Origin of the sequence: Chitinasiproducens palmae (genome assembly GCF_900095735.1) — a bacterium.
GTDB lineage: Bacteria > Pseudomonadota > Gammaproteobacteria > Burkholderiales > Burkholderiaceae > Chitinasiproducens > Chitinasiproducens palmae.
On the sequence record NZ_FNLO01000006.1, the window covers coordinates 94,524 to 118,620 of the forward strand.

Sequence of the window (24,097 nt, forward strand, 5' to 3'; positions counted from 1 at the left end):
TAACAGATATGAAGCGCGTGCGAAATCCACCTGTCGTGCCAACATCGATGATCGTCGCGGCACAGCCCGAAGCTGCCGAGGCCGGCGCGCGGGTATTGCAGCGCGGGGGCAACGCGGTGGATGCGGCGGTCGCGGCAGCCTTCACGCAATGCGTGGTCGATCCCCTCATGAGCGGCATCGCCGGCTACGGGACGATGCAGGTGTCGGAGCCCAATGGCGGCGCACACACGTGCATCGACTTCTGCGCACGCGCGCCGCTTGCCATCACGCCCGACATCTGGGCCGACAAGCGCATCAGCGAAACCAGCGACGGCTACGCGTTCGTCGTCGAAGGCAACCTCAACGACGCCGGCTATCTGTCGATCGGCACGCCCGGCACATTGGCCGGTCTCGAGCATGCGCTCCGGCGCTTCGGAACGCTCGACCTGGCCGATGTGCTCGCCGACGCGATCGGCTACGCGCGCAACGGTTTCCGCATGCGGCCGCACATGTACCACTATTGTGCGATCGAACAGGCAAAGGGCGGGATGATGCAGACGCCGCAGCGCCTCAAGCTGTCGAGCACCGGGCGGCGGGTGTATTTCCGGGAAGATGGCAGTTCGAAGCGCCTCGGCGACGTGATCGTCAATCCCGACTACGCCGACACGCTGGAACGTATCGCAAGGGCGGGCATCGACACCTTCTATCGCGGCGAGATCGCGGAGCAGATCGACGCCGACATGCGCAAGCACGGCGGGCTACTGTCGCGTCGCGATCTGGCGACCTACGCGGTCAGGGAAGTGGCGCCGATCTGGAGCACCTACCGGGGCTTCGACATTGCCGGCTTCCCGCCGCCGGCAGCCGGCCTCACCCTGATCCAGAGCCTGAACATCCTTGAATGCTTCGATCTGCGCGGCATGGGACACAACACGCCCGCCTATCTGACAACGCTGGCCGAAACATTGAAGCGGGTGACGATCGACAAGGACACGCTGATCGGCGACCCCGAGTTCGTCGACGTCCCAGTGGAAATGCTGGCGTCCAAAGCGCACGCGCGCAAGCACGCCGACGCGATTCGCGCGGGCGAGCGCGCCAATGTCGCACGAATCGATGCGGGTGCCGAGCCGAAGGACACCACCCAGGTTTGCGTGATCGACCGCAATGGCATGGCCGTCACATTGACGCATACCCTCGGCACCAACTCCGGCGTCATTACCGACGGCCTGGGCTTCCTTTATAACGGCCTGATCAGCGGCTTCGACCCACGGCCCGGCCGGCCGGGCTCGATCAGCCCGGGCAAGAGCCGCACCAGTGCACAGTGTCCGACGATCCTGTTCAGGAATGGCGCACCGGTCGTCGCAATCGGCGCGCCGGGCGGCACCGCGATCAACCCCGCGCTAACGCAAAGCATCGTGAACGTCGTCGATTTCGACATGCCGATCGTCGAAGCCGTCTCGGCACCGCGCGTATCGGTCACCAGCAATGTGATCGAGGTATCGAATCGGATCCCTCGCTATGTAACCGATGTGCTCGAATCCGATGGCTACCCGGTCACGCGCTCGCCAATGGGCTTCGCGTTCGCCGCGCCGCATGCGATCACGCGGCTCGCCGGGAGACTGGCGGGAGCGGCCGACCCGCAGCGCGACGGCGTCGCACTGGCAGTCGCACACGAACCGAAGGCGTGAACACCTCAACCCGCAAGGAGACGATTTCGATGCAAACAGGCAGGTTCAGGAAAGCGGCCGCAAACGTTCTGGTGGCGACAGCGCTGGTCGCGTCGGCGAGCAGCGGCGTGCAGGCGGCGCCCGCCGGAAGCCTCAATATCGGCCTCGGCGGCGCCGTTACGACGATCGACCCGCACTTCTTCAATGCCACGCCGAACCAGGTCATTGCGCATTGCCTGTTCGACCGCCTGACCGAGCGCTCGCCGTCCGGGCGCCTGGAGCCCGGGCTCGCGCTCTCCTGGAAAGCGGTCACGCCGACCGTGTGGGAAATGAAACTGCGTCCCAACGTCAAATGGTCGGACGGCAAGCCGTTCACGGCCGACGACGTGCTGTTCACGATCAACCGGGCGCGCAACGTGCCGAACAGCCCCGGAGGCTTCAGCGGATTCTTGCGCGATATCGCGAAAGCCGAACGAGTCGACGATCTGACGCTGCGACTGGTCACGCCGGCGCCGGCGCCCAACCTGCCGGCACAGCTCGCGTTCGTGGCGATTGTCTCGCGTCATGCCGGCGAAGGCGCGTCGACCGACGACTACAACGCGGGCCGCAAGACGATCGGCACCGGGCCGTACAAACTGGTGAAATACGTGCCCGGTGATCGCGTCGAACTCGAACGCAACGACGCCTGGTGGGGGCCGAAGCAGCCTTGGCAAACGGTCACGTTCCGGCTGATTCCGAATCCGGCGGCGCGCGTGAGTGCACTGCTGGCCGGCGGCGTCGACGTGATCGACGACGTACCGCCGGCCGATCTGCCGAACCTCAGCAAGAACAAGGCTGTGCACGTCGCGTCGATCCCCGGCATGCGGCTCATCTTCCTGGCACTCAACTTCAAGGCCAAGACCGGTTCAAAATGGGCGACCGACACGGACGGAAAGCCGCTCGCAAAGAATCCGATGCTCGACCGGCGTGTACGGCTTGCACTGTCCGAGAGCATCAATCGCACCGCAATCGCCGATCGGTTGATGCAGAAGACCGCGGTCGCAACCGGTCAATGGCTGCCACCCGGTGCGTACTCCTACGCGAACAGCGTCAAGGTGCCGCCCTACGACGTCGGCGAGGCGAAGAAGCTGCTCGCCGAGGCGGGCTTTCCGCAAGGGTTCAAGCTGACGCTGCAGACGCCCAACGACCGCTACCCGAACGACGCCGGTGTCGCGCAGGCAGTCGCGCAAATGTGGAGTCGCATCGGCGTGCAGACCACGGTCGACGCGCGGCCATGGAACGTCTATCAGCGCGAACGGGACGACTACATGGCGGCCCTCTGGGGTTGGGGCAGCCCGACGCTCGAAGCGGGATATCTGCTTTCGAACGTGCTCGAGACGCCGGACAAGAGCAAGGGCCATGGCGTGTTCAACTTCGGCAACTACTCGAATCCGCAGTTGGATAGCCTGACCGACAAGGCAATGTCGACGCTGGACGACGGCACGCGCGAAAAGCTGCTGGTTGAAGCGGTCGAGATGGCCTCGCGAGACGTCGCGATGATCCCGTTGCTGCAGATGAGCAACTTCTGGGCGACCCGTGTCGGCTACGTCATGACACCCCGCATGGACGAACGCACGTTGCCCATCAACGTGGCGCCGGAGGCAGCCAAATGACGCCGGGCAACGACGCGGTGATCGATGCGCTGCTGGCGCGTGAAGGGGAAATCGTCGAACGGCTGAACGCCTTGCTGCGCATTCCGACGGTGGGCGCCGATCCGGCGTGCGCGGGCGCCATGCAGCAGGCCAGGGCCCTGCTCGTCAGCCGGCTCGAGTCATTCGGCTTGGAGAACGTGCAACTGCTCGACGGCGGCGGCGAGCCAGCCGTTTACGGCGAGTGGTTGCACGCACCGGGCCAGCCGACCTACATGATCTACGGCCACTACGATGTGCAGCCGGCCGACCCGATTGATGCCTGGACCTCGCCGCCATTCGAACCGACCGTGCGCGACGGCTGCCTGTTCGCGCGCGGCGCGTCGGACGTCAAGGGGTCGACGACGATCGCCATCGAGACCGTCGGGCAGTTTCTGGCGACCGAGGGCGCCTGTCCGGTCAACATCAAGATCTTCCTGGAAGGCGAAGAGGAAACCGGCAGCCCATCGCTGCGTGCGATCGTGGCCAAATACCGCGACCTGCTGCGTAGCGACGGCGTACTGTCCGCGGACGGCGGGCGGGCCAGCCGCACCGTGGCAACGGTCAACACCGGCGCCCGCGGCAATGCCAAGCTGGAGTTCAGCCTCTGTACAGCTTCGACAGACCTGCACTCGGGCCGCTACGGCGGTGCGGTGCGCAATGCGCTGCACGAGATGGCGCGCCTCGTCGCGACGCTGCACGACGACGCAGGGAACGTGGCCGTGCGCGATTTCGACATCGACGCCCTGCCGCTGACCGGTCGTCAGCGGGAGGACACGGCGGCCTTCCCGTTCGACGAGAACGCCTTCTTCGAGGACGTCGGGGCAAGTCCTGCAGGCGAAACCGGCTACACGACCCGGGAGCGGATTACCTTGCGTCCGGCGCTCGACGTCAACGGCATGTGGGGCGGCTACACCGGCAGCGGTTCCAAGACCGTGATTCCAGCTAAAGCGCACGCCAAGCTGTCGGTACGGGTCGTCGCTGGACAAGACCCGGATCGCGTGATCGGTGCCGTTAGACAGCACCTCGAGCACCACTGCCCCTCCGGCGTCACGCTCACCATCGATCACATCGGCGGTGCATCCCCCGCCTCGACACTGGCCGCCGACAGCCCCATGGTCGCGGCCGCCGAACGTGTCCTGCTGACGCAGATGGGACAACGCGCGATCCACGTGCGCCTGGGCGCGAGCGTTCCGATCACCGCAATCTTTCAGGAAATGCTAGGCATTGGCACACTGATGTTCGGCTACAACCTGCCGGACGAACCGGTGCACGCGCCCGACGAATTCTTTCGAATGGAATCGATCGGTCTCGGTCTCAAGGGTTGGACCCTGCTGTTGCGTGAACTGCGCGGGACGGCCCCCCGATGATTTCGTGGATCGGCCGGCGCGTCGTACAGGCGCTGTTCGTCGTGATCGCGATGTCGGCGATCGTGTTCGTCGGTGTCAACGTCATCGGCGACCCGGTACAGGTTCTCGTGCCGCCCGACGCGACGCAGGCAGAACGGCTGGCACTGATTCACCAGTTCGGCCTCGACCAGCCGATCGGGCGCCAGTACCTGGCCTTTGCCGCAGCCGCGCTGCATGGCGATTTCGGGCGCAGCTTCGTGTTCGGACAACCGGCCATGCACGTCATTCTCGAACGCATGCCGGCGACGCTCGAACTCGCGGTAAGCGCGACCTTGCTTGCCGTCGTCATCGGAATCCCACTCGGCCTGTATGCCGGCCTCAGGCCCCGATCGACGATGGCACGCACGATCATGGGCGGCTCGATTCTGGGCTTTTCGCTGCCGACGTTCTGGGTTGGACTGCTGCTGATCATGGTGTTCTCCGTTCAGCTGGGCTGGCTGCCGGCCAGCGGACGTGGCCAGACCAGCCTGCTGTTCGGCGTCCAATGGTCGTTTCTGACGTGGGACGGCCTGCACCATCTGCTGCTGCCGTCGGTCAATCTGGCGTTGTTCCAGATCTCGCTGATGATCCGACTCGTTCGCGCTGGCGTACGCGAAACGATGCCGCAGGAGTTCATCAAGTTCGCGCGCGCGAAAGGTTTGACGGAAACGCGCGTGATCGGCGTGCACGTGCTGAAGAACATCATGATTCCGGTAGTGACGGTGATCGGGCTCGAGTTTGGTTCCGTGATCGCGTTCTCGGTGGTGACCGAAAGCATCTTTGGCTGGCCCGGCATGGGCAAGCTGATCATCGACAGCATCAATCAACTGGACCGGCCATTGATCGTCGCCTACCTGATCATCGTGGTTGCCTTCTTCGTCACGATCAATCTCATCGTCGATCTGTTGTACACCGCACTGGACCCACGCGTGCGGCTCGAAGGCCGAGGCAACTGACCCATGGAACCCGCTATCAGCCCGGTGTCGGACTCGCAGCGTGCGCTCGGCGCGCCGGAAACGCCATGGCGTCGCTTCTATCGCGCCTTTACCGGCTCGAAGCTCGCGGTTGCCGGCCTCGTGTTGTTCGTCGCCATTGCGTTGATCGCGGTTTTCGCGCCGCTCCTTGCGGCACAGAACCCGTACGACCTCGCTCAGCTCGACGTCCTTGACGGACGGATGAAACCGCTCACGAAGGCGAGCTCGGGCGCGCTGACCTACTGGCTCGGAACGGACGATCAAGGTCGTGACATCCTCTCCGGCATCTTCTACGGTTTGCGGATCTCGCTGAGCGTCGGGCTCGTGTCCGCGTTCATCGGGGCGCTGATCGGCTCGTCCCTCGGTTTGACCGCCGCGTATTTCGGCAGGCGCGTGGATTCGGTCATCATGCGCCTGGTCGATCTCCAACTGTCGTTTCCGACAATCCTGATCGCGCTGATGATTCTCGCCTTCCTCGGCAAAGGGGTCGTCAATGTCGTGATCGCGCTGGTCATCGCCGAGTGGGCCGCGTACGCCCGCACTGCCCGCGGCGCGGCGCTGGTCGAGCGACACAAGGAGTATGTGGAAGCCGCGGAAGCGCTGGCCATCCCGTCGGCGAAGATCATTTTCCGCCACTTGCTGCCGAACTGCCTGCCGCCGCTGATCGTGATTGCTACCGTGCAGGTGGCGCGTGCGATCGCGCTCGAGGCGACGCTGTCGTTTCTCGGCGTCGGCGTGCCGGTCACCGAACCGAGCCTGGGACTGCTGATCGCAAACGGCTATCAATACATGCTTTCGGGAGAGTATTGGATCAGCTTCTTCCCCGGCATCGCGCTGCTGCTGGTGATCGTGTCGATCAATCTGATCGGCGACCAGTTGCGCGACGTGCTCAATCCGCGAGGTCAGGAGTGACAGACATCATCGATCAACACGCCCCTCCGCGCAGCGACGTGGTACTCGACGTGCGGGGGCTGAAGACCTGGTTTCCGACGCGCGCGGGAGAAGTGAAGGCGGTCGACGAGGTCTCGTTCTCGCTGACGCGTGGCCGCGTGCTGGGGCTGGTCGGCGAATCGGGCTCGGGCAAATCCGTCACCGGCTTTTCGATCATGGGACAACTCGAGCCGCCCGGCCGCGTAGTCGAAGGATCGATTCTGTTCGGCGGTCGCGATCTGACCACGCTCGATCGAGAGTCGATGCGACGTCTGCGCGGCAAGCGCATCGCGATGATCTTCCAGGACCCGATGATGACGCTCAACCCGGTTCTGAAGGTTGGCACGCAGATGATCGAAGCGATCCTGGCGCACGACCAGGTATCGAAGGCACAAGCACGCGAGCGTTCGACGGCTGCGTTGGCCGCCGTCGGCATTCCCAGCCCGGCGGAACGGCTTTCCGCCTACCCGCATCAATTGTCCGGCGGCATGCGGCAGCGCGTCGCCATCGCGATCGCGTTGTTGCATCGTCCCGAGCTGATCATCGCCGACGAGCCGACGACCGCGCTCGACGTGACGATACAGGCTCAGATCATTGCGCAGGTGCAACGGCTGGTGCGGGAGCTTGGCATGACGCTGATCTGGATCACGCATGATCTTTCCGTGGTATCGCGCCTCGCCGACGACGTCGCGGTGATGTACGCGGGACGGATTGTCGAGTATGGCAAGGCCGAGGATGTGCTGAATGCACCGCGTCACCGCTACACGGTTGGACTGATCGAGTCGGTCCCGAGCCGCAATCGCCCGGGAGAGCGGCTCAGGCAGATCGACGGAATCACGCCGAGCCTACTCGCGCTACCGACGGGCTGCGCATTCCGGACCCGTTGTGACGCGGCGGATGCGCAATGTGCCGCGGCACAGCCGTTGCGGACCCATGGCACGCATTCGCACCGATGCTGCCATCCGGTGGCCGCGCACGAGGCGCTGCGATGAATACGACCAGCGAGGCCGGATCCGATCTGCAAGCCGCTGCCGCTTGCGGCGCGCGGCGCGCCGAGGTACCGATCGTCGAAATGCAGGACGTCAGCAAGGTGTTCGCGCCCCGATTGGGGCTGATCGAAAAAGGTGTCACGAAACTGGGGCTGGCTCGGCCCGCGCCCGCCGTGCATGCGGTGCAGGGCGTCAGCCTTGCGCTTCGCAAGGGTCGCGTGCTCGGACTGGTCGGCGAATCAGGTTGCGGCAAGTCGACGCTCGGCCGCATCGCGGCGGGCATTCTGCCTGTCTCGTCCGGCCGACTGATGTGGCACGGCGAGGATGTCGCGCACATGTCGGCCAAGCAACGCCGACGCGGCCGGCTGCGCACGCAGATGGTGTTCCAGAACCCCTTCGCCGCGCTCAACCCGCGAATGCGCGTCAGCGATATCGTCGGCGAGGCACCGCGCCAGCACGGCCTGATCGATGGCCCGGTGGCACCGTATGTCGATGAGCAACTCAGACGTGCCGGTCTCGATCCATCATTGAAGGATCGCTATCCGCATCAGTTCTCCGGCGGCCAGCGCCAGCGCATCGGCATTGCACGCGCGCTCGCGGTCAAGCCGGACGTGCTGATTTGTGACGAAGCGGTGGCGGCGCTCGACGTGTCGATTCAGGCGCAGATCGTCAATCTTTTCATGTCACTTCGTGAGCGCCTTGACCTGACGTACCTTTTTATCAGCCATGATCTTGGCATCGTGCGCCATCTGTCGGATGACGTCGCCATCATGTATCTCGGCCGGGTGATCGAGGAAGCACCGGCGCATGAGATCTTCTCTCATGCCAATCATCCGTATACGCGGCTGCTTCTGGAGGAAATGCCGCGCATCGACACCAAGAACCGTACCTTCCCACTGGTGCAGGGCGACTTGCCCAGTCCGTTGGCACCGCCCAGCGGCTGCCATTTCCATCCTCGATGCCCATTCGCGTTTGCCCGGTGCAGGACGGAGAAGCCGCTTCTCAAGGAAGTACAGGCCGGACACTGGAGCGCCTGTCACTTGAACGACCAGGGAAGTTGACGCAGGCCGCACAGCCGTCACGGCCGGCCGCGCCGGTGGCGGAAGCGTTGCCGACAAATGCTTTCGAATCGCTCTCGCGCCGGCGCCGGCGCCGGCACTATCGGGTGCCACCGCGCGTCCAGCGCGCCAGCGCGAGGGCAGACGCCGCATGGCTCGGCACACGGCCGCGTCGACGAATCTACGCCGTACACGATATGGTTCGGCGACACGCCGCCCAAGCCCCCTGGCAGCAGCGCCCGACGCGTTCGCTCAAGCCGGCGTTCGCTCAAGCCGGCGTTCGACCGCGCCAGCCAGGGCCTAGGGCCGCCGTCGGCTGTTCACCAGCGCTTTCGGCACAGAGAGCACCAGCGCACCGCCCACCACCAGGCTGACCGAGAGCGCCAGCACGCCGGAGCCCGCCGAACCGGTTGCCTCCTTGACGAGCCCGATGAGTGCGGGGCTGACCACGCCAGAAATGCTGCCCACCGAATTGGCCAACGCCAGCCCCGCGGCAGCGGCGGCGCCACCCAGGAACGCGGGCGGGATCACCCAGAATTGAGAGATGGTGGTCATCACGCCCATCGTGCCTATCGTCAACGCGATCATCGCCAGCAAGGTCGAATTCGCGAACCAGACACTCATCGTCAAACCCGCCGCCGCAACCAGCCCGGGGACGATCAGATGCCATCGTCGTTCCCCGGTGCGGTCCGAACTATGGCTGACCAGCACCATGGCCACGGCACCCGCCGCATAGGGGATCGCGGTCAACAGACCGACGTGGAGCGGGTCGGCAACCCCACTCGACTTGATGAGCGTGGGCAGCCAGAAGCTGACGCCGTACAAGCCCATCGTGTAGAAGAAATAGATGCCGCTGACCAGCAACACTTTCGGGTTGATCAAGCCATCCCTCGTCGAGTGCAGACCATTCTCCGGTTGCTCGCGCCGGAGCGCGCTTTCGATCGTTGCCTTCTGCGGTTCGGTCAACCACTTCGCGTCGGCGACCCGATCATCGAGGTAGAAGAACGCCACCAAGCCGAGCACTGCGGTCGGAACGCCCTCCATCAGAAACAGCCACTGCCAGCCCGCGAAACCATGCGACCCATTCATCGCCGTCATGATCCATCCGGAGATCGGGCCGCCGAGCACGCCGGACATCGGAATCCCGGTCATGAACAACGCGGTTACCTTCGAACGTCGCGACGCGGGAAACCACATCGTCAGGTACAGAACGATGGCTGGAAAAAAGCCCGCCTCCGCGACGCCCAGGAAGAAACGCATGACATAGAACATCGTCGGCGTCGACACGAACATCATCGCGGCCGAGATCAGCCCCCAGGTGACCATGATTCTCGCAATCCAACGGCGCGGACCGACCCGAAGCAGCAACAGGTTGCTCGGCACTTCGAAGAGCAGATACCCGACGAAGAACACGCTCGCACCGAAGCCGTACACCGCTTCGCTGAAGCCGAGATCGCTGAGCATCTGCAGTTTCGCGAATGCGACGTTGATCCGGTCAAGGTACGCGAACAGATAGCAAACGAACAGGAAGGGAATCAGGCGCCACGCCGCTTTGGTGAAAACCGGCGTGTCCGCGCCTTCCACATAGGTGGCAGGGATGTGAGAACTCACGTTTTGTCTCCTGGGGACCTGCATGTATCGGCGCGTGCCCTTTTTCGGGCATTCTTTCGCCGGTTTTACCCGCGACTCGCTGGCAAGCGACGTACGCGGGTTGGCACAACGGAGCGTCTCAGTCGAACATGTCTGTCTGGCTCACGACCAGGTCGTTCCAGATGGTCTGAAAATGCAGCCAGCCGATATAGTCGCTGCCGACGTGCTCGCGGCTGTAGCGCGCCCGTTCCGGCGTCACTTCCCTCGGCGTGAGACCGGTGGCTTCAATCATCAATTGCTGCTGGCAGCAGCGCTCGAGGGCGATGAACCAGAACGCCGCCGAATCGATGCTGTGCCGGCTTGCGGTGAGAAGGCCATGATTCTGATGAATCGCTGCCTTCACACCTTTGAAAGCGTTCGCGACCTTGTTGCCGCCCTTCACTTCGACGGCGACCTTGCCAGCCTCGTCGCCAATGACGACGTGGTCCTCGAAGAACGCGGCCGCATCCTGCGAGATCGGCGCGAGCGGGCGGCCCAGAGAAGCGAAGGCGGTGCCATATGTCGTATGCGCGTGACACATCGCGACGATGTCCGGGTGCTGTTGGTGCACGGCCGCGTGCAGGACGAAGCCGGCGCGGTTGATCGCGTACTCGCCTTCGACCACCGTACCGTTGTGATCGGCACAGATGAGATTCGACAGCTTGACCTGCGAAAAATGCACCGCCATCGGATTCGTCCAATACAAACCTGGGTTCTCTGGATCGCGTACGGTCAAATGCCCTGCAAAGCCATAGTCATAGCCCTGCAGCGCGAAAGCGCGGCAGGCGGCCACCAAGCGTTCCTTCAGATATCTGCGATGCTCGGCGAAGTTGGCAAAGTCGGGTTGTCGCGGAAAAATCAGCCCGTCCTGCTCCGGTTCGTAGATCGACACCTTTCCCGCTTTGACGATGGGCGCGGCCTGGACTTCTGCTTGCGGCTCGGCAACTGTTGACATGAAAGACTCCTTCGATTGATAGGGAACCACGTGAAACGAGCGCACTTGAAGACGCCTCCCGAGGCGGCACCAGACGCGCCGTCAGCATCGGTCGGGCCGAATGGGGCAGTGCATTGATCCTCCGGAAGCGAAGAAAACGGTAAAAAGACTCGAAAATGCAGGTAAGAAAGGTACGGTCAGGCCTGGCATGCCTATTCCAAGTAGTGCTTAGCAGATGAGCGGCTTGACGAATCGGCAACCGACCATCGATAGGAAGCCTGGCGCTCCGGCGACTCGCCGGTTCGCCGTCATCATGACGTCAGTCGTGTCGACACACGTCGGGTCCCTGCCGGTGCGGCCTGCCGAGGGCTGCTCGCGCCGCTGCCGCCGCCGACCGCACTGGCATGGGCCGGCAGCGCACCGCGTCTTGTCGACCACCTGGCGCGCCGTGCCATCGGCCCCGCCCACGCCCGCGTAGGACGCCGTCCCGTCGCCCAGCTTCGTTGCCATGAACCACCTCCGAGGAGCGCGTATCGCGAAAGCGCTGCCGCATGCGACGATCCGGTCGCTGCGGCTTTGGTACGGCGAGCACTTTTCCGTACTCGTTGCAGGCTATCGCTAGAGATCCAGGGTCAGCGTCGGGCCGGCAGGTCTCGAAACGCACACAGTCAGAAATTCGTCGCGCTCGTCATCGTTGAGGATGAAGTCGTTGTGCTCGACCTCGCCGTCGCGATAGCGCACCTTGCAAGTCGCGCACAGGCCGGCACAACACGACGTGGGTACTTCGACACCCGCCTCGTTCAGTGCGTCGGCGAGGTTCTGGTCGGGACCGACGTGCAGGACCTGTCCCGTGCTTGCAATCGTCACCTGGCAACCGGCCGCCCGCTCGGCGGTTTCGCCTGCCTCGCGCCTGGGTTTCTCGGGTGCCTTGAAGTGCTCGAAATGAACGGTGCCGGCTGGCCAATGGCTGGCAGCGTCGGCACATGCCGCCATGAAACCGCCTGGCCCGCAATAGTAGACATGCGTGTCGGGCGCGGGCTCGAGCAGCAACCGTTTCAGGTCAAGGCGATTGGCATCGTCGCCATCATCGAAGTGATAGTGCACCTTGCCGGCACGCCGCATCGCTTCCAGTTCAGGCCCGAATGCCGCTGCTTCGGGACTGCGGGCACAGTAGTGCATTTCGAAGTCAACGTGGCGCATTTCCAGTTCGTGCGCCATCGCCTTCAGGGGTGTGACCCCGATGCCACCCGCAATGAGAATCACCTTTCTGGCGCCGGCAGCCAACGCGAAGTGATTGCGCGGGATGCTGATCGTGACAATGTCGCCAGCATGCAGGCTCTCATGCACTGCCCGCGAGCCGCCCCGCCCGCCCGCATCCTTCAGCACGGCGATCACGTATCGGTGTCGCTCCGCGGGAGCGTTGCAAAGAGAATACTGCCTGATGACGCCATTTTTCAAATGAACGTCGATGTGCGAGCCGGCATCGAATGGCGGCAGCATCTTCCCGCTCGGACTCGTCAGTTCATAGGAGTTGATGCCGTTGCCCTCGTAGCGAATCTGCTTGACCCGGACATCGAGCGTGCCCGCCTCGATGTCCTGTACCGCTTCCATCCTTTCCAACACCGTGTCCATATACGCTTCCTCCCTGGCGTTCGACCGCCGCCCGCCGCGCCCGGCCAACGCTGGCGTGCAAGCGGCTGCGGCTCTGCAGGCGCGCGTCAGGCCCGCTTCAGCGATTGCTCGAGCGCCTCGAACCTGTCGCGCACGAAGTCCGCGCGTTCAGCGCCCTTCATGCCGTCGCTCTCGGTCAGGATCTGGACGACCGACTTGAGCACCTTGCGCCGCCGCGTCACCTCCTCTTCGACGGTGGCACCCTCCTCGACTTCGAAGACATTGCCCGAACAAAAGCTGTTCGGCGCGCCACCAAGTTCGCGGAACCATTCGGCAAAGCCGTGCGCCGACGATGCGGCGTTGTTGCCACGAACGGCATCGCGCAGCATCTTGCGGAATTGGTACAGGCCGGCATCGAATTTGGTCGGATTTTCCAGCGCGTGGACCGCGATCGGTCGCTGGCTGATGATGGCCTCGTAGTCGCCCGGCGCGTATTGAGCCTCCTTGTAGATGGCTCGCTCACGATGGTTGGTGGGGATCGGCGGCATGTCCTCGAGCTTGTACTTGCCGAAGCGTTCTGGACGACGCATTGCAACCTGCCCCTCGAGGAAGTCGATCGTCTCGTAGCCGACCATCTCCTTGTGGCCCACGCCGCGCGTGTCGATACCCGGCCCCATCACTCGCCAGCCGATCATCTTGCTGTTCTCGTCGTCCACCGGAACCGTCCAGCGGATGATGTGGAAGCGGCTGAAAAACTTCTTCTTCGAGCCGTCCTCGGACGTGTACGCGTGCAGGCTGAGGTTCGGCAGCACCTGGTGCTGGACGCGCACGAAAAGCCGGTCCTTGTTGACACGGCGCGCGCCGGCACACGCCAGGCTGCGACCGCTCTGCACGGGAACGAAGTTCATGTCAGGCGCCACTTCCATCGAGGCGGCGCCCACTTCGTCGAAAGTCGTGCCTTGATAGTGACCGTCCACCACATTCTTGCCGGCGTGTAGCGCCGTCGGGTGATAGTTATCGGCGGCGTTGTCCTGCACCTGCAGCCAGTTGCAATGCTGGAAATTGCTGTACGGCACCAGCTCGTCGCCAGGCAGCACCGTGTAGTCCCCTTCCCATTCCGGAAAAGGCGGCTCTTCTTCCGGCGGCCCCATGTACGCGAAAACCAGCCCGTTGCGCTCGACCGCCTTGTATGCGCCCTGACGAATCGAGCATGCATACTTCTCCGCTTCCTTTTCCTCGCCCTTCGGAAAGGGGACGTGCAGACAGGCGCCGTCGACGTCGAACACCATGCCGTGATAGCAGCACATGATGCCGCGTTCCTGGATTGCACCATATTCCAGCGAAGCGCCACGATGCACGCAGTGAGCATGCAGCACCCCGACGCGCCCGCTCTTGTCGCGAAATGCGACCAGCTCCTCGGTGAGGATTTTCAGAAAGCGGGGCGTGTCCGTCAGTTCCATCGACATACACACCGGGTGCCAGAAGCGCCGCATGTATTCGCCCATCGGCGTGCCGGGGCCAGTCTCGGTGAGTTCGGGGTCGTGATCCGGCGTGCGGTTGGCGTAGTAGCCGCCGAACGGCGTCAGCTTCTTTGCCACCGGACCGGCGCCGCCGGCGCGCTTCTGTTCATCCATCTTGTCCGATTTGACACTCATGCCTGTACTCCGGTGATTGAGGGGGCCACCAACTGGTGTTCTTGTCGTTGCACGCGTCGCTAGAATACCGTGCTCTGAATTCTGTATACAGAGTTTAGTATTTCGCTGCCGCTGCTGTCTCTATGGGTTAACGCCGAGCTGCCAGAAAGCGTTGGCGTTGGGCGCTTTCGCTACCGCCGGTGCGCGCGCCGCGCGTCTGGGTGGAACGCTCCGACGTGCGACTTGGCGTCGAACGACTGCAAGCTGGCGCCCGCAACCGCTCGGCTGCGCGGCGCGAGAAGCCGCGGTCGTGCCGCGGGGGCAGCGCGAAATCAGGGAATGCGGGGAAACAATGGCGCGAGATACGCGACGATGCGGCCCGCGCGAACCCGTCCTGCGCACGCCAGCATGACGACAACATCCGTGGCGTTGCAGGTTCGCTCAAGCGGCTGATGCCTGTGGCGCGCATTACGCAATCAACGCGTCTGGCGGCAGGGAATGCACGACGACAAGAGGCAATTACCGCTGAGCGGCGAACCCGCTGGGGCAGCCTGCTGGTCGCGCACTACTGACTATGCCCCAAGCGTTGTCGGCTTTTTCGGGATGCAATGGCGAGCCGACGCGGATGGATTGTGGGACAGGCCCGGCAGTCAGTTCGAAAGCGCACTCGCGGCCCAAGCCGTCGCGTCCGCGGCGCCGGCAGTACGTTAGCAACGGTGCCCGGGCAGACGCGGGGTCAGCCCTGCTCGCGCATGTTGCGAATCAGATTCTCGCGCGCCGCTTCGAGATGCCGAACGCTCAGGCTCGCGGCCAGGTCTTCATCGCCTTTCGCGATGGCCTTCGCGATCGCCGCGTGTTCGTCCCATATCGTTCTTCGCTGGCCCGCGACCCGATGCACGGCGCCCATGACGCGGCGGAGATGCATCCACTGGAGGTGCGCCGTTTCGACGATCAGCGGATTGCCGGACGCCGCATAGATGGCGCCGTGGAAGGCCATGTCCGCTTCGATCATCGCCTTGATATCGTTGCCACGCGACACCTTCCGGCCGGTGGCGATAAGCGACTCGTCTAGCGCGACGCGCTGTCTCGCGGCCAGACGCGCCGCGAGACCGTCGAGCGCTTCGCGAAATTGATACAAGTGCCCCACCCGCGCGATGTCGAGCGGCGTCACCTGTAGGCCCCGTCCGGGCGCATCCTCGACCAGGCCGTCCTTCTTGAGAAGCCGGAAAGCCTGCAACACGGGCGAGCGGGACACCGACAGCTGTTCCGCGATCTCTTCCTGAACGATGCGCGTGCCCGGCGCAATCGACCCTTCGCTAATGGCGTCCAGCAGAATCCGATAGACCTCTTCGACGTAGTCCGTACGAGCCTGAACCTTGGCGAGTTGAGCCGACATATTTCGATTTTCGAACTGGATACCCGATACTATCAGAATCGCACTTTCGATAACCGAAACGTGAGGACCGCGTACCTCCCGCGCGATCAGGACTGTTCCCCCTCATCCATTCGTGTGCGGAACGACCGCGAGCCACACTGGCACATGCCCATTCTCGCAATAGCTGACCAGTTCCCGCGCCAACACCGCACTCGTGAGCGCGTGTCTCGCGCGCCTGACGTCGTCCCAACTGAGCGCCTGCAGCATAACGATCGCTTTGTCCGCGCGATAACGCTGTGCTTGCTCCAATGCCAAGCGCTTGTCCGCCTCGAACTGGGCGGCGCTGATGCCGCCCGCGTCCCTGACGACCAGCGACGCCAGCGCCTCGGCGGCCCGGGCGAGGATCCACCACGCGTCGCTGCCGCCCAGCACGGGCGAGTCGATGCGTACACGCAGCAGTCCGCTGATTTCGGAGAGCGAGGCGCGCGCCTTCAATGCACGCCGGCCGGCGACCGGGATCTCGTCGCCGATGTCCCATGCCGCGAGATCGCCGCCAGCCGATCCGGGCCGCAAAGCGTTGAAGCCCGAGTCGCCGAGCAGCGAGGGCGTGGGCTCGGTCACTTCGCCAGACTCGACAGTCAAGAAATCGGGAAGTCTCAACATAAGATGCATCGCGCCTGTCGGTGGGCCGTCGACGCGCGCCGACACCCGGAAGCGCGCCAAGTGAATGCTGTACCCGGACATTACTCGCCGGCGCCGGGATAACGTATCCGTGCAAACGTGTAAGCCGATCGCCGCGACCGCGCTTCTCACGATGCAGCGTTCGCATCGGCGACTGGGCTGCCTGAGAGGTCGCGCGCGTTGCTGTGAGTGCTCATCAACTACTGGCGAGCCTGGCTGGACGCGCGAGGTACTGACGCGTCGACCGACGCCCGCTCAGGCGACCACCCCATTGCGCGCAGTAGCCGAACCTAACGCAAGCTCGGCGACGCGAACAGGGCATGGCAGCCGCCGCGCGCAAGGTTCCCCGCACCGAAATAGAGAGGCATACATCACCAGTGGCAATAGCGCGCGCGTTGCCTGGGCGCAGGCGTCGGGGCGCTGTCTCGACGGTTGACCCGAACGCGGCCACCGCCTAAGCTGGAAGAATATTGTATCCAATCAGGAGTTGCGGTGGACGTGGTCAACTTGTCCCTTGAGGCAGTTCACGAGCTTGCGGTAAGCGTGCTGACAAGCAATGGCATGGCGCACGATCACGCGGAGGCGATCGCGACGGTCATCACGGCGGGCCAGCGTGACGAATGCCACTCCCATGGCATTTATCGGCTTCTAGTCTGCGTGAACTCGCTGCGCAAAGGTAAGCTCTCGGGGGGGGCTCGACCTGAAATCTCTCATCTGTCTCCAGCGGTCGTGCGCGTCAACGCGCATTTCGCATACTCGCAACTCGCCTTCGCGCAGGGAAGCAAAGTTCTCGTGGAGAACGCCCGACGTCTGGGTATTGCAGCGATGGCCATTACCAACTGCTTCCACTTTTCCGCATTGTGGCCGGAAGTCGAGGCACTTGCTGCAGAGGGTCTGGCCGCCATCGCGATGACGCCGAGCCATAGTTGGGTGGCCCCCGCAGGAGGTACGAAGCCCGTATTCGGTACAAATCCAATCGCGTTTGCGTGGCCCCGGCCTGGGAAACTGCCGTTCGTCTTCGATTTCGCAACAAGCGCCATTGCGCGTGGCGACATCGAACTGCACCGACGCGCCGGAAAATCGATCCCGCTGGGATGGGCGGTGGATGAGGCCGGTGCGCCAACGACCGACCCGAGCGCCGCGATGCATGGCGCGATGTTGACCTTTGGCGGGCACAAAGGATCGGCGTTGGCTGCCATGGTCGAATTGCTCGCAGGCTCGCTTATCGGTGACCTTACTTCCATCGAGTCGCAAAAATTCGACGAAGGCGCTGGGGCCACGCCCTGCCACGGAGAGTTGCTTATTGCGTTCGACCCCGAAGTGTTCGGGGCGGGCCGCCGCGCCGAAGGTGACGCATACGCCGAGGAACTATTCGCTGCAATCGTCGGTCAAGGTGCCCGCCTGCCATCCCAGCGTCGATTCGAGGCGCGGGCACGAAGCGAGACGAACGGTGTATTCGTATCGGCGCAACTTCTCGCGGACGTCGAAGCGCTCATTCCTGCCTGACAAGCGGACATCGTGCCAAGCTTGGTTCGACTGACGTCGCCGCGCTATCAGCCCCGACCGATCAAGCGAAGCCGCGTATCCGGCATCCCGTGCGCCCGGCGCCTCGGAACGGGATTTCGGCGCCATGTCGTTCATCGACCGCGACTGCCGGCCCAGGGTGCAATCACGCACTTACCGGCTGTGGCACGACTACTACCATGGGACTGCCGCCTCGACGCGCCGCCCATCTTCTCGGTCCGCAAACACTCGCCTTCGAAACTCAGGTTGCCCGCGTCCAGCCCTTCCTGACAACGGGCGACATGCAACGACACCGACGCGGTCGCGCCCCACCCATGCGTTTCGCCTGAGCCAAGCGCGCGCCATCCGCGCAGCATTGGCACGAACCGGGTCTTGACTTAGGATTTTGGATACAGGATATTGTTTTCATATCTCCGCTCCGTGCGGCCTCGTCTCCGATAGGGAGTTTCGTATGTCTCCGATTGCCGCACGTCTCGAACGGCTGCCGTTCAGTCGCTTCCACTTCAAGCTCCTTGTAATGGGTGGCTTGGGCTTTATGTTCGAGGCCATCGACGCGGCGATCATTGCGTTCATCCTTCCCGTCGTCCGAACCAAATGGCATCTGAGCAGTTTCGAGACGGGCATCCTCGGCAGCAGCACCTACGTAGGCTTCCTGATCGGTGCGTTGTTTGCGGGCTTGTTGGGCGACCGCTTCGGTCGCCGCGTCGTGATGATGTGGGCGCTAACCTTCTTCTGCGTGATGACATTTGCCAACGCGTTCGTGAGCGACTGGCACACATTCGCGGCCCTGCGCGCAATTGCCGGCATCGGCATGGGCGCAGAGGGTGCGATTATCGCGCCGTTCCTCGTCGAATTCGTCAGCAATCGCTATCGCGGTGCGTTCACCGGCGCGCTCGCCGGCTTCTTCTCGTTCGGCTTCGTCGCAGCGGCTCTGATCGGTTACTTCGTGATTCCTTTGAGCCCGGAAGGCTGGCGCTACGCCCTGGTCCTGGTATCGCTGCCGGTGATCGTGCTTCTGTGGTGGCGACGTTCGCTGCACGAGTCGCCGCGCTGGCTCGAAATTCGGGGACGGCACGCCGAGGCGGAAGCAGTGGTTGCGGACATCGAGCAACAGGTCGAGCGCACTGGCGTCACACTCGCGCCGGTGACGCCGGTCGAGGGCGACGCGGCCGCCACGCATGGCCACTCCGGTTCGTTCTTCGGCAACCTGAGGCTGCTGTGGAAGCCGCCGATGGCGAAGACGACACTGATGAGCTGGTGCCTGTGGCTCTCGGTCACCTTCTGCTCGTACGCGTTCTTCGTGTGGATCCCTGGCCTGCTGATGCAGCGTGGCATGACCATCACGAAGAGCTTCTCAGTTTCGATCTTGATCTACCTGGCTCAAATTCCGGGGTATTACTCGTCGGCCTACTTCTGCGAGAAGCTTGGCAGAAAGGCGACCATCGTCACCTACATGGCGCTTGCGTGTGTGGCGGGCATCTGGCTGGCGAACGCCGCCAGCGACACGTCGGTCGTCATGGCGTCGATCTTCATGTCGTTCGCGATGAATGGTGTGAACGCGGGCGAATACGCCTATACCCCTGAGGTGTTTCCGACGCACTTGCGGGCGACCGGGATGGGTACCGCGTCGGCATTCGGTCGAATCGGCGCAATCTGTTCTCCGATGCTCGTCGGGTATGTCTATCCGATCTGGGGCTTCGCCGGTGTCTTCGGAATAACGACCGCCATCCTGCTGTTCGGCGCACTCGCGGTCATCTTTTTAGGTGTGTCCACCAGTGGCAAGACGCTGGAGGAAATCACGGCGGAAGAGTACGGCGACGGTAGCGCCGATGGAAACGTCAATCGTCTGAAAACAGTCAGGTAAGAGGCGCATATGGAACGGAACGGCAAATCGCCGGCGCTGTCGGCTCTCGAACGCGTTGCCGAAGCACTGCGAGAGAATCATTCCAGCGAAGCGTTCTGGAAGACGCTAGAAACGTCGCTTACGGCAGTATTCGGCCAACGGCTTTTCACGGTGCTGGCGTTCGACACGGATTCGCGCCGCCTCTGTCGGCTCTACAGCAACCGGCCGGACATCAACCCAGTCGGAGGCATCAAGCGCGTGACGCAAAGTCGATGGACAGAGCAGGTTCTCGTGCGTGGCGAGCTTCTGATCGGATCGAATCGCGAGGACATAAAGTCGGTGTTCTCGGAATATGAAACGCTGTGGTCGATCGGATGCGAGAGCGTGCTGAACATTCCTGTGCGCACGCGCGGCGTGACGGTAGGAACCCTGAACCTTCTAGACGCAGCGGGCGCGTACGACCATGCTGACCAAGCACTCGCGGCAGTGTTCGGCCAACTTGCAGCGTCCGTGCTCAAGGACGAGGCAGCGCGTTTGCGCGGACTGCCCGATCCGGCGTACATGGAGCAAGTGTAAGGGGCGATGCGGAGCACGCAGCGCGTGTTTCCGTGCGCAAGTGTCGATTGACAGAAGAGACGGCGGGCGGCAACATACACCAAACTCTTGGATATTGGATCCAATTTACTCATCGGGATTCGTCTTTGACAGGACCTTTCGGCCACCAGGAGATTTGCATGAACCGTCACATCACATGCTTCACTACCGCGGCGGGTGCCATGGCACTGTCATTCAGCGCGCATGCTGCCGACGTGCAATCCGTCAAGCTGGGGCTCGCAGCGCCCATGACGGGGGCGCAAGCCCAGTACGGCGCGGACTTCGCATCCGGTGTGCAACTTGCAATCGACGACTTCAATTCGACGAGGCCCAAGGTCGATGGCAAGGAGACGAAATTCGTACTGGAGGCGCTCGACGACCAGGCCGATCCGAAAGCCGGCACCGTTGTTGCCCAGAAACTCGTCGACGACGGCATCAAGGGCATGTTGGGCCACTTCAATTCGGGGGTGACGATCCCGGCGTCGGCCGTCTATTCGCGTGCCGGCATTCCACAGATCTCGACCGCCACCGCGCCGGCCTACACGCGTCAAGGCTTCAAGACAACCTTTCGGATGATGACTTCCGATACGCAGCAGGGCAGCGTCATGGGTCGATACGTCGTCGAGACGCTTCAGGCGAAGCGCGTCGCGCTCATCGATGACCGCACTGCCTATGGCCAGGGCTTGGCCGAGCAGTTCGAAGCAGCCGTGAAGGCGGCCGGCGGCACCATCGTCGACCGCCAATTCACCTCCGACAAGGCCGTCGACTTTCGCGGCATTCTGACGGTCATCAAGTCCAAGCACCCTGACCTCATCTACTACGCGGGCGCGGACGCGCAGTCGGCGCCGATGCTCAAGCAGGCGCGCAGCCTCGCCATCAAGTCGACGTTCGCGTCCGGTGAGATGTCGAAGACCGAAGCGTTCATCAAGATAGCGGGTCCGGCGGCGGAGGGCGCCATCGTCTCGCTCGCGGGCCTGCCGCTCGACAAGATGCCCGGTGGCCCCGGCTTTACGCGGCGTTACAAGGCGAAGTTTGGCTCGGAGCCCACCACCTATGCGCCTTACACCTACGACGGCGCGATGGCCATGATGCAAGCGATGCAGAAGGCCAACTCGTCGGATCCGGCGGCATACCTGCCGGTGCTTGCGAAAACCGACATGAAGGGTGTGACGAGCGAGCATTTCGCTTACGACCGATATGGCGACCTGCGTGATGCGATCATCACCGTCTACAAGTGCGAGAACGGGCAATGGACGCCCGCGACCGTACTTGGCTCGAAGTAAGCGATGCCATGCGGCGCGGCAGCGCCGCCCAGTCGCGGGCAACCCTCACGGCACGACATGACTCAACAAGCTGAAGTTTCATCGAAGGTTTCCGACGTAGTGGTCGTGGGAGGCGGAATCGTTGGCCTTTCCTGCGCATGGTCGGCACTGCGCGAAGGCGCGACCGTCACGATGGTGGACCGCGACTTCGAAGGTGATCGCGCATCGCATGGGAACGCCGGTGGCATCGCGGTCACCGAGACCACGCCGATTGCCGTGAGCGGTATGTACACGAAGGCGTTGAAGTGGCTGTTCGACCCGCTGGGCCCGTTGTCGCTCGACTGGAAGCATCTGCCTTCGGCATTGCCGTGGCTCGTGGCGTTTCAGCGCTGTGGAAACAAGGAGCGGTTTCGAGCCATCTCGCTCGCGCTGGCGCAACTGAACGACCGCGTCTACCAGGACATTGTTCCGATGTTCGAAGACATCGGTGCGATGAAACAGCTGTACCGTCGCGGCGCCATGACGGTCTATGAGACAGACGAAGCCTTCGCCGCCGACCAGCGGGAATGGACGTTCAAGCGTGAACTGGGTGTGCGCTGGCGAGCCCTTTCGCAGGCCGAGGTGCAAGCGCTCGAGCCGTCGCTCGCACCGGTTTTTCGGCATGGCGTGTTTCTGGAAGACTGGTCGCACATCGGTGACCCGAAGCAACTCGTGACACAGTTGCGCGACCGCGTCCGCGCGCTGGGCGCGACCTTCGTTTCAGGTACGGTAACGCGCCTCGACATGTCCGCTTCGCTTGCGCCTGCCGCAGTCACGGACACCGATGAGCACATCCGGGGGCGCCGGATCGTGGTCGCGACGGGGGCTTGGTCCGCCGCCCTGGCCGAGTCGATCGGCGACCGTGTCTTGTTGGACAGCGAGCGGGGCTACAACACGACGTTGCCCGAGCATGGCATCGGTCTGTCGCGTGAAGTGATTTTCGCCGAGCGCAAGTTCGTCGCCACGCCGCTCGACATTGGCGTGCGCATTGGCGGCGCGGCCGAGTTCGCGGGCTTGAAGGCGCCGCCGAACTACAAGCGCAGCGACGCGTTGCTGGCCCTCGGCAAGCGCTTCCTGCCCGGCATCAACGACGCCGGCGCGGTGAAGTGGATGGGTCATCGGCCGGCGACACCGGATTCGCTGCCAGTCATTGGTCGCTCGCCCCGCGCATCGTCAGTCATTTATGCGTTCGGCCATGGGCATCTTGGTCTCACGCAGTCGGCAACCACAGGGGCGCTTGTCGCGGACCTGCTTGCCGGCCGTACACCCGGAATCAACCTCGAGCCCTACTCGATCAGTCGCTTTCGGAATTAACGGGGTCCCCGCGACCTCTATCTTGCAGCGGGCGTCCCGCACTACTATCTAAAGGTGTGTCATGGCAGTTGAATGGAAAGGTGTTTTTCCCGCGGTCACCACGAAGCTGAAGGACGACGGCTCGCTCGACCACGACGCAATCAAGGCGGGCTTGCATCGCCTCATCGAGAATGGCGTGAGCGGCGTCGTCATGATGGGCATGGTCGGCGAGAACGCACAGCTCACGCCGGAAGAAAAGCGCACGGTCCTGAAGTTGGCGGTCGAAACCGTCGACGGTCGCGTGCCGGTCATTTCTGGTCTCGCGGAAACGAACACGGCGGCCGCCGTTCAGTTCGCGAAGGATGCCGAAGCCCTCGGCGTGCGAGGCCTGATGGTTTTTCCAGGTCTTACGTACAAGTCGGAAAGCCGTGAAACGATCGCGTTCTACAAGACTATCGCGAAGGCGTCGAAGCTCGAGATCCTGCTGTACAACAACCCGCGTGGCTACGGTGTCGACCTGACCCCGGACGTGGTGGCAGCGCTACTCGAAGAGCCGACCATCACGGCCATCAAGGAAGAGTCGTACGACACCACACGCGTCACGGATCTGCTCAGCCGCTTCGAAGGTCGCCTGAACGTGGTCTGCGGCGTCGACGATCTGGTGCTCGAATCGGTGGCCCTGGGCGCCAAGTGCTGGGTGTCGGGCATGGCCAACGCAGTGCCCAAGGCGTCGGTCGAACTCATCGACCTGGCAGTCGCGGGTAACTTTGAGGCGGCACGCAAGCTCTACCGCGTGCTGATCGAGCTGTTCCACCTGGACACGCATGTGAAGCTGGTTCAGTACATCAAGCTGGCGGAAAACATCACGGCGGGCTACCCGGAGCACGTCAAGGCGCCGCGCCTAAAGCTCGAAGGCGAAGAGCGCAAGAAAGTGGTCGCCATCGTCGAGAAGACGATGACTGATCTGCAGGCGTTGGCGCGGTAATCGGCCAACCTGCCCGCGAGTCGCTTCGCGGCCGATACCGCCGC

General features: G+C 63.4%; 19 protein-coding genes. 13 read left to right on the forward strand and 6 right to left on the reverse strand.

Annotated features, from left to right (window positions below):
* Positions 1–8: 8 nt before the first annotated feature.
* The 7 genes from ggt to BLU54_RS11385 all read left to right on the forward strand — a co-directional run bounded on the left by ggt (position 9) and on the right by BLU54_RS11385 (position 8,652).
* Complete coding sequence (gene ggt / locus BLU54_RS11355) at positions 9–1,664, forward strand: gamma-glutamyltransferase (RefSeq protein WP_235837906.1); 1,656 nt, start codon at positions 9–11, stop codon at positions 1,662–1,664.
* A 29-nt stretch (positions 1,665–1,693) separates the two neighbouring features.
* Positions 1,694–3,295: an ABC transporter substrate-binding protein gene (locus BLU54_RS11360; protein ID WP_091908540.1), complete on the forward strand. Its 1,602-nt coding sequence runs from the start codon at positions 1,694–1,696 to the stop codon at positions 3,293–3,295.
* Complete coding sequence (locus BLU54_RS11365) at positions 3,292–4,680, forward strand: dipeptidase (RefSeq protein ID WP_091908196.1); 1,389 nt, start codon at positions 3,292–3,294, stop codon at positions 4,678–4,680. Before BLU54_RS11360 ends, BLU54_RS11365 begins: the two co-directional genes overlap by 4 nt.
* The gene (locus tag BLU54_RS11370) at positions 4,677–5,654 is read left to right on the forward strand and encodes an ABC transporter permease (RefSeq protein WP_091908198.1); all 978 of its coding nucleotides are present in this window, start codon (positions 4,677–4,679) and stop codon (positions 5,652–5,654) included. The genes BLU54_RS11365 and BLU54_RS11370 overlap by 4 nt, the downstream gene beginning before the upstream one ends.
* A gap of 3 nt (positions 5,655–5,657) precedes the next feature.
* On the forward strand, positions 5,658–6,584 hold the full coding sequence (locus BLU54_RS11375; RefSeq protein WP_091908200.1) for an ABC transporter permease: 927 nt from the start codon (positions 5,658–5,660) through the stop codon (positions 6,582–6,584).
* Positions 6,581–7,594 (forward strand): ABC transporter ATP-binding protein, encoded by a 1,014-nt coding sequence (locus BLU54_RS11380; protein WP_235837907.1) that lies wholly within the window; start codon positions 6,581–6,583, stop codon positions 7,592–7,594. Before BLU54_RS11375 ends, BLU54_RS11380 begins: the two co-directional genes overlap by 4 nt.
* A gap of 80 nt (positions 7,595–7,674) precedes the next feature.
* The gene (locus BLU54_RS11385; protein WP_235837926.1) at positions 7,675–8,652 is read left to right on the forward strand and encodes an ABC transporter ATP-binding protein; all 978 of its coding nucleotides are present in this window, start codon (positions 7,675–7,677) and stop codon (positions 8,650–8,652) included.
* 297 nt (positions 8,653–8,949) lie between these two features.
* On the opposite strand, the gene BLU54_RS11390 is transcribed toward BLU54_RS11385, so the two are convergent.
* From BLU54_RS11390 to BLU54_RS11425, 6 genes are all read right to left on the reverse strand, one after another.
* Complete coding sequence (locus tag BLU54_RS11390) at positions 8,950–10,260, reverse strand: MFS transporter (protein WP_235837908.1); 1,311 nt, start codon at positions 10,258–10,260, stop codon at positions 8,950–8,952.
* A gap of 118 nt (positions 10,261–10,378) precedes the next feature.
* Positions 10,379–11,233 (reverse strand): class II aldolase/adducin family protein, encoded by an 855-nt coding sequence (locus BLU54_RS11395; protein WP_091908207.1) that lies wholly within the window; start codon positions 11,231–11,233, stop codon positions 10,379–10,381.
* Positions 11,234–11,830: 597 nt separating this feature from the next.
* Positions 11,831–12,844, reverse strand: coding sequence for a PDR/VanB family oxidoreductase (locus tag BLU54_RS11405; protein WP_091908211.1), 1,014 nt, complete (start codon positions 12,842–12,844; stop codon positions 11,831–11,833).
* An 86-nt stretch (positions 12,845–12,930) separates the two neighbouring features.
* Positions 12,931–14,478, reverse strand: a complete 1,548-nt coding sequence (locus BLU54_RS11410; RefSeq protein WP_091908212.1) for a Rieske 2Fe-2S domain-containing protein — start codon at positions 14,476–14,478, stop codon at positions 12,931–12,933.
* Between the two features lie 715 nt (positions 14,479–15,193).
* The gene (locus tag BLU54_RS11420; RefSeq protein WP_091908216.1) at positions 15,194–15,853 is read right to left on the reverse strand and encodes a GntR family transcriptional regulator; all 660 of its coding nucleotides are present in this window, start codon (positions 15,851–15,853) and stop codon (positions 15,194–15,196) included.
* Between the two features lie 102 nt (positions 15,854–15,955).
* A complete protein-coding gene (locus tag BLU54_RS11425) occupies positions 15,956–16,474 on the reverse strand; it encodes a hypothetical protein (RefSeq protein ID WP_139169657.1) in 519 nt (172 codons plus the stop codon).
* Positions 16,475–17,005: 531 nt separating this feature from the next.
* On the opposite strand from BLU54_RS11425, the gene BLU54_RS11430 reads away from it, so the two are divergent.
* The 6 genes from BLU54_RS11430 (at position 17,006) to BLU54_RS11455 (ending at position 24,053) form a co-directional block, all read left to right on the forward strand.
* The gene (locus BLU54_RS11430; protein WP_328586122.1) at positions 17,006–18,019 is read left to right on the forward strand and encodes an Ldh family oxidoreductase; all 1,014 of its coding nucleotides are present in this window, start codon (positions 17,006–17,008) and stop codon (positions 18,017–18,019) included.
* Positions 18,020–18,488: 469 nt separating this feature from the next.
* Positions 18,489–19,901, forward strand: coding sequence for an MFS transporter (locus BLU54_RS11435; protein ID WP_091908219.1), 1,413 nt, complete (start codon positions 18,489–18,491; stop codon positions 19,899–19,901).
* Positions 19,902–19,910: 9 nt separating this feature from the next.
* Entirely contained in the window at positions 19,911–20,456 is a 546-nt protein-coding gene (locus BLU54_RS11440; protein ID WP_091908221.1) for a GAF domain-containing protein, read from the forward strand.
* Between the two features lie 158 nt (positions 20,457–20,614).
* Positions 20,615–21,757, forward strand: coding sequence for a branched-chain amino acid ABC transporter substrate-binding protein (locus tag BLU54_RS11445; RefSeq protein WP_091908223.1), 1,143 nt, complete (start codon positions 20,615–20,617; stop codon positions 21,755–21,757).
* A 57-nt stretch (positions 21,758–21,814) separates the two neighbouring features.
* Complete coding sequence (locus tag BLU54_RS11450; RefSeq protein WP_091908225.1) at positions 21,815–23,089, forward strand: NAD(P)/FAD-dependent oxidoreductase; 1,275 nt, start codon at positions 21,815–21,817, stop codon at positions 23,087–23,089.
* A 61-nt stretch (positions 23,090–23,150) separates the two neighbouring features.
* A complete protein-coding gene (locus tag BLU54_RS11455; protein ID WP_091908227.1) occupies positions 23,151–24,053 on the forward strand; it encodes a dihydrodipicolinate synthase family protein in 903 nt (300 codons plus the stop codon).
* Positions 24,054–24,097: the final 44 nt, after the last annotated feature.